This window comes from Kitasatospora sp. NPDC059462 (assembly GCF_042749955.1).
GTDB lineage: Bacteria > Actinomycetota > Actinomycetes > Streptomycetales > Streptomycetaceae > Kitasatospora.
The window spans coordinates 1-6,206 of sequence record NZ_JBHYUU010000300.1 but is presented as its reverse complement, the minus strand read 5'-3'; the positions used below and the strand labels follow the sequence as shown (position 1 = coordinate 6,206).

Genomic DNA, 6,206 nt, shown 5'->3' with positions numbered 1-6,206 from the left:
CTAGGGGGAGGGGGGGAGGGGGGGCGGCCGTCCGTGCGCCGCCCCCGCCCCGCCCGTCCGCCCCGGCTGCCGCCGGGAGGCCGCGGGGCCCGCTATCGGCGGATCACCCGCAGGTGGTCCCGGACGTCCTGCCAGGTGGCGAACGTGCCCACGCCGTTGACGGTCAGCGGAGGGGTGGACGGGACGGTGGTGAGGTCGATCGCGAACTGGGAGATGGCACCCCAGGCGCCGCGCAGGGCCCGCAGCCGGGTGTTGGAGATCTCGAAGAAGGCGCCGCCGTTGCGCCCGGCGACGACCGGGTCCCAGGTGTCGCGGAAGTCGGTGAACCGGGCGGCCTCCGAGAACGCGCCGATCAGCTTGAGCAGCGACCGGGCCACGCTCGCCCGCCCGGCCGCGTCGCCCATCGACTGGTCGGCCCTGCCGACCGTCTCGGCCGAGCCGATGAACCCGTTCAGCCACTCGACCGTCGGCTCGTCCCCGGCGGTGGAGATCAGCGAGCCGTAGCTGCCGCCGAAGCCCAGCGTGTTCACCTGGCCGCCGCGGCCCATCTCGGTGCGCACGTTCTCCGAGGCGTCGTTGAAGGCGTACAGCTTGCCGCTCCTGGTGCGGAAGCCGCCGACGTAGAGGTTGGCCGGGTTGAAGTAGAGGCTCGACAGCTCGTTGCCGTCGCGGTCCTGGAGCCGCAGGGCGATCAGGCCGGGCGGCGTGGCCTGGGTGATGTAGACGTCGTCGTCGCGGAACTGCCGCCCCGCCGCCTGGCGGAGGCGGATGAGCGCCGTGTGGTACCCGGCGACGTTGCCCCCGGTGTAGTTGTAGTCGAGCTTCACCTCCACGACCTTGGTGGTGCCGTCGGGCGTGTCCGCCCGGGCCGGGGACGCGGCCCCGAGGCCCGGGACGGCGACCGCCGCGGCCACGGCGAAGGCCAGCAGGGCACGGACCCCGCGGCGTCGGAGAACTGCTGTCGTCATTCGGTACTCCCGGTGGATGGGTGCCGGCGACCCGAGGGCCCGGCGTCGGAGGGGGCGTTCCCGCTCCCGCAGAGGAAGACCGGGAACGCCCCCGTTCTGTGACAAAGCGTCAGAAGCCGATCGGTCGGCTCGCGTCGGGCCGTACCGGGTGTCCGCCCGGGCGGCTCACCGGGGGACCTCCTGCCAGGTCCACAGGTCCGCGGTGGCCGGGCTCCCGGTCACCGCGAGCCCCCGGGCGTTCCCGCGCGAGGTGAGGTACAGCGGCCCGCCGTCGGCCGCACGCTGGGTCAGCCGCACGCCCGCGGTGGCGTGCCGGTCCGGTGTGTCGGTGCACCACAGGTAGCTGGGGTGGTCGGGCCGGAAGGCGTCCAGCGTCAGGAGCGTGTCGGGCAGGGGGTACTGGCCGGCGGCGGAGGTGTTGACGTACCGCCCGTTGTTGACCAGGTAGTAGCAGTGGTCCTCGCCGATCCGGCCCGCCGAGACGGTGGTGAACTGCTCGCGGGGGCCGTGGCCGTCGACCACCAGGTCCAGCGGGAGGCCGGGGGCGGTGCTGGTCGGCGCGGCGACCACCAGGTCCTGCGGATCGTCGTCCTGGCGCAGCAGCTCGTCCACGTCCAGCGCCTCGGTCTCGGGGTCCTGGAAGAACCACCGCTGGGAGGCGTCCGTGACGTCGAAGTCGCGGAGCACCACCTCCTCGCCGTCGGGCCCGTCGACGGCGGCGAGCACCTGTACGGTCTCCGCGTTCAGCACGGTCCAGGTGCCGTCGCCCATGTCGACGAGGCTCCAGACCTGCGTGAGCCCCCGGTCGCCCTCGGGCAGCAGCACCGCCGGTGCGTTCAGCAGGCCTAACTCCTGGGTCAGGTAGGTGCGGGTCATCCGGTGCAGGATGCGGAACTGGCCCCGGTGGTCGGCGGCCGGCTCCAGGACGAGGGTCGCCATGGCACGGGTGTCGCGGTTGAGCGGCCGGGAGCCGAGCCTCCGGCCTCCGCTGCCCGTGCCGCTGCCGGGCTTGCTGGTCGGGTAGGGCGCGTTGGTCGTCCTGGCGGAGCGGGCGGTGCGGTCCCCCTTCGGCTTGGGCTTCGACGTGGACGTCGGCGCGGGCGTCGGCGTCGGCGGCGTGTCGCCCGGCGGGAGGATCAGCGTGAAGAGGACGGGGAAGTGGTCCGAGGTGAAGACGGAGTCGACCCGTTCGGCGCTGTCGAAGCGAAGGTTCGGTTCCCCGTACCGGGCCGCGATGGCTCCGAAGTCGTAGTTCATCGGGGGCCGGGTGTCGTTGACCGGGAAGGTGTGACCCTCCACCCCCTGGATGTCCCACTGGGCGCGCATCCTCCGCCGGAACGCGGTGAGATCGGTGTTGAAGTCGCCGAAGACGGCGGTGGACCGCCGCTGCGGCGTGAACACGCGGCTCCTGACGGTGTTGAGCAGGGTGGTGGCGTTCTGTCCGCCTCCGGTGTCCATGTGCACGGTGAAGTAGATCGATTCGCCGATCCGCACGCCGAGCGCCGGCCGGGAGCTGGTTCCGGAGCCGGAGGGGACGACGAAGATCCGCCCGGCTCCGGTGGGGTCGGCGGGGTCGAACGCCCGCTGCTGCGTCCAGATGGCCAGGTTCATCTGGCCGATGCCCGTGGGGTTGGTGTCCGTCTGGAGCCAGTACAGGTAGCCGCTGACCCCGGCCACGGTGTGCGGGTACTCGCGGACGGGGGGTGTGTCGATGTACGCGCCCTGGACGGTCTGCCGGTGGTACGTGGTCTGCGGGATCTGGATGTGGGGGGAGTTGATCCCCAGCGGGAACGGCGGGGCGCCGGCCTCCTGGAGGAGGATCGCGTCGGGCCGGTGCTCGTTGACCATGTCCCGCACGCTCACCTGCCACTTGTCGGAGTTGTTGTTCGAGTCGGTGACGCGCTGGCCGCGCATGTTCCAGGTGATCACCTTGCGTTTGGCGTCGGTGCGGGGGTCGAGTTCGCCGCCGGTGTACCGCAGGAACAGGGAGTGGCGCTTTCCCACGTCCAGGGGGACCACGCCCTGGCCCGTGTAGTCCAGCGTCTCGCGGCCGGTCCAGTCGGCGATGGCCTGCCCGCCCTGGCCGAGCGGCTGGAAGCTGTCCGGCTCCTCGCTGTCGGAGCCGAACTGGAAGGCGGTGCCGGCCCGGGTGCCGTAGGGCCCGTACGGCTCGAACGGGCCGCCCGGGGTGCTCTGTTTGAGCATCGTGTTGTTGTAGAAGACGTTCTGCGGCCCGGAGGAGCCGGACCACTTCCCCGCCTTGGGGCCGGCCGCCCACCAGATCGGGTACCACGTCCCCTCGTCCATCTCGCCGCCCTCGCCGCCGCAGTTGGCCTGGCAGCTGCCGGAGCGGTGCTCGTACGGGATCCGCAGGGTGTTCTGCTCGAAGAGGTTGTTGTGCTCCCACCCGCCGTGCAGGTTGAGGTCGGAGTCGAGGTCGTTGCGGAAGGCGACGTTGCCGCCGGCCGACCACTGGAAGGTGAAGTGGCGCAGGTTGCGGCTGACGTTCTGGGCCCACAGGGAGTTCCAGACCCGGCTGCCGCGCAGGTAGCCGTTGCCGCCCTTGCCCTTGTTCCAGGCGCCGTCGAAGGTGTTGTGCTCGATCTGGAGGTTGCGGGCGTTCTCCGTGACGATCGGGTGCGAGCCGGTCATCTCGGCGTTCAGCCCGCGCGCCCAGCTGTTGGCGGCCCACTTGAAGACGATGCCGTGCATCGCGTACTCGGGTGCCAGGTTGCCGTAGTTGTGCACGGCCTGCTCGGGCGTCAGGTGGTAGGTCTCCTGGCCGCCGATCTTCGGCAGGCCGTCCATCTCCTGGGTGAACGCGAAGTCCTCGAAGCCGACGCCCTCGACGGCCTTCAGCGGAGTGATCTTGCTGGCGTACGGGGTGCCGCTGCCGTTGATCGGCGGCGAGCCGTCCGACTCGGAGTTGACCGGCAGGTCCCACTCCAGCGGACGGTCCAGGGTGACCGTCTTCGCGCCGGCGTCGACGCGGACGACCTTGAACATCTGCTGGCGCATGTGGAGCGCCTCGATCATGCTCGGGTCGGTGATGCCCTGCTGCGCGTAGAAGTTCCTGCTGTTGGCCGCGCCGACCCAGACGTAGCCGCCGGTGCGGAACTTGTTCATGTCGACCTTGGCGTCCAGCCGGACGACGGACGACCCCTTCCGGGCGGAGTAGCCCGGGTCGCCGTCCTGGGCGGCCAGTTTCAGGCCGGAGACCCAGTGCTGGTTGACGCTGCCCTCGAAGATGTCCTTGCGCATGGGGACGGTCGTGGCCGCCGCCCAGTCGTCCTGGTAGCGGGCGGCGACCTCCCGGGTCTGGACCCGGAACATGCCGCGCCCCGGCCACATCCAGCCGCCGGTGCCGACGTCGCTGCCGGTCCCGGCCACCATGGAGTCCTGGTCCCAGCGGCCGTTGACCACCGTGTCGTACCGGGTGCTGAGGTCGGGGCGGAAGACCAGCCGGGTGCCGCCCGCGCCCGATCCCTTCCCCCGGAGGGTCAGGAAGTCGGCGTCGACGTAGATCTGCCGGGACAGGTCGACCCGGCCGGCGGGCAGTTCGATGAGGGAGAGGCGGTTGAAGTCGGCCTTGGGGGAGCACTGGGCCTTGATGTCGTCGATCGCGCGCTGCAGGCCTGCGGTGTCGTCGGCCCCGTCGTCCGGGCGCACCCCGTAGCCGTCGGCGAGTCTCTGCGGGGAGACGCGGCAGGTGGCGTCCTCGGTCAGGGCCGACTCGCCGCGCGGCAGGTTCTGCCCGTCCCGGTAGCCGACGTGCGACCAGTCCGGCATGCCGATCGGCGGGGCGGTGCGGTTGGCGTAGCTGAGGTCGGGCTCCTCCGCGTCGGCGGTCGCGGCAGCGTCGGCGGTCGTGGTCGCGGTCGTGGTCGCGGTCGGGGCGGAGAGCGGCGGTGGGGCGGGCGCCGGGGCCGCGGTGGCCGGATCCGGTGCCGCGAAGGGGATCAGCAGGGCGGCCAGGAGGGCCGTTGCTGGTCGGCGGAGTTTCACGGGGCCTCGTCTTCCTGTGGCGTCGTGCCGGGCGCGAAAGGCGCCTGCTACTTCAGGAAGACCGGTAGGGACCGGCCGATGTGACAGAACGTCACCTTCGGCCGTGAGGCGCCGGCGGGTGCGGGGAGGCCGCGCGGCTGCGGAACCGGGGCGGCTGTCACAGACCGGACCGCTGCCCGGTCTGTACGGGTGACCGGACGGCGCGGCCCGCGGTGGCGCCGTCGAGGCCGCCGACCGACCCTTCGCAAGGAGAACACCCATGATCCAGAGCAGCCCCGCCCGCCTTGACGCGCCGGTGGGCGACGAACCGGTCCCGTCGCGCTACGCGTTGAAGGTCGGTGACATCGACGTGCTGGTGATCAGCGACGGGGTGCTGCCGATCTCGCCCACGACGCTGGCCACCAACGCCGCCCCGGCCGAGCTGAAGGCCTGGCTCGGGGACATGTACCTGCCGCTGGAGTCGATCAACTGGCCGCTGAACGTCGCCGTCGTGCGCAGCGGCGGCCGGACCGTCCTCGTCGACTCCGGCCTGGGGACGGAGTTCCCGGGCTTCCCGCGGGCCGGGCAGCTGGCCGCGCGCCTGGACGCCGCCGGGATCGCCCCCTCGTCGGTGACCGACGTGGTGCTCACCCACCTGCACATGGACCACATCGGCGGGCTGCTCGTCGAGGGGCTGCGGGGCCGGCTGCGCAAGGACCTGCGGGTCCATCTGGCGGCGGCGGAGGCCGAGTTCTGGGCGGCGCCCGACTTCTCGCGCACCGACATGCCGGCACCGGTGCCGGACGTGCTCCGCACGACCGCCTCGCGGTTCCTCGACGTGTACCGGGGCCAGTTGCGGCCGTTCGAGAAGGAGTACGAGGTGGCGCCGGGCGTCCTGATCCGCCGCACCGGCGGTCACACCCCCGGCCACAGCATCATCCGCCTGGAGTCCGGCGGCGACCGGCTGACGTTCGCGGGCGACGCCGTGTTCCAGTGCGGGTTCGACAAGCCCGACTGGCACAACGGCTTCGACCACGACCCCGAGGAGTCGGCCCGCATCCGGACCCGTCTCCTGACCGAACTGGCCGAGACCGGCGGGCAGCTGATGGCCAGCCACCTGCCCTTCCCGTCCGTCTGCCACGTGGCGGACGCCGGCAGCGGCACCTTCCGCTTCGTGCCGGTGGTCTGGGACTACTGACCGCCCCGCCCCGGACACCCCCTGGTGCGCGGGAAGCCGGCCGACTCCGCCGGCTT

Annotated in this window: 3 protein-coding genes; 1 reads left to right on the top strand and 2 read right to left on the bottom strand. The window is 72.1% G+C overall.

Features of this window, described 5'->3' with window-relative positions:
* Positions 1-92: 92 nt before the first annotated feature.
* Both ACFXAM_RS37200 and ACFXAM_RS37195 read right to left on the bottom strand, forming a co-directional pair.
* Entirely contained in the window at positions 93-968 is an 876-nt protein-coding gene (locus ACFXAM_RS37200) for a ribosome-inactivating family protein (protein ID WP_380298180.1), read from the bottom strand.
* 165 nt (positions 969-1,133) lie between these two features.
* On the bottom strand, positions 1,134-4,973 hold the full coding sequence (locus tag ACFXAM_RS37195) for an endonuclease/exonuclease/phosphatase family protein (protein WP_380298178.1): 3,840 nt from the start codon (positions 4,971-4,973) through the stop codon (positions 1,134-1,136).
* 259 nt (positions 4,974-5,232) lie between these two features.
* Between ACFXAM_RS37195 and ACFXAM_RS37190 the strand changes: the two genes are divergently transcribed.
* Positions 5,233-6,150, top strand: coding sequence for an MBL fold metallo-hydrolase (locus ACFXAM_RS37190; protein ID WP_380298176.1), 918 nt, complete (start codon positions 5,233-5,235; stop codon positions 6,148-6,150).
* Positions 6,151-6,206: the final 56 nt, after the last annotated feature.

Bases quoted from the DNA above. Each gene is read 5' to 3' on its own strand.
- ACFXAM_RS37190 (WP_380298176.1), top strand. From the start codon at position 5,233: ATGATCCAGAGCAGCCCCGCCCGCCTTGACGCGCCGGTGGGCGACGAA.
- ACFXAM_RS37200 (WP_380298180.1), bottom strand. From the start codon at position 968: ATGACGACAGCAGTTCTCCGACGCCGCGGGGTCCGTGCCCTGCTGGCC.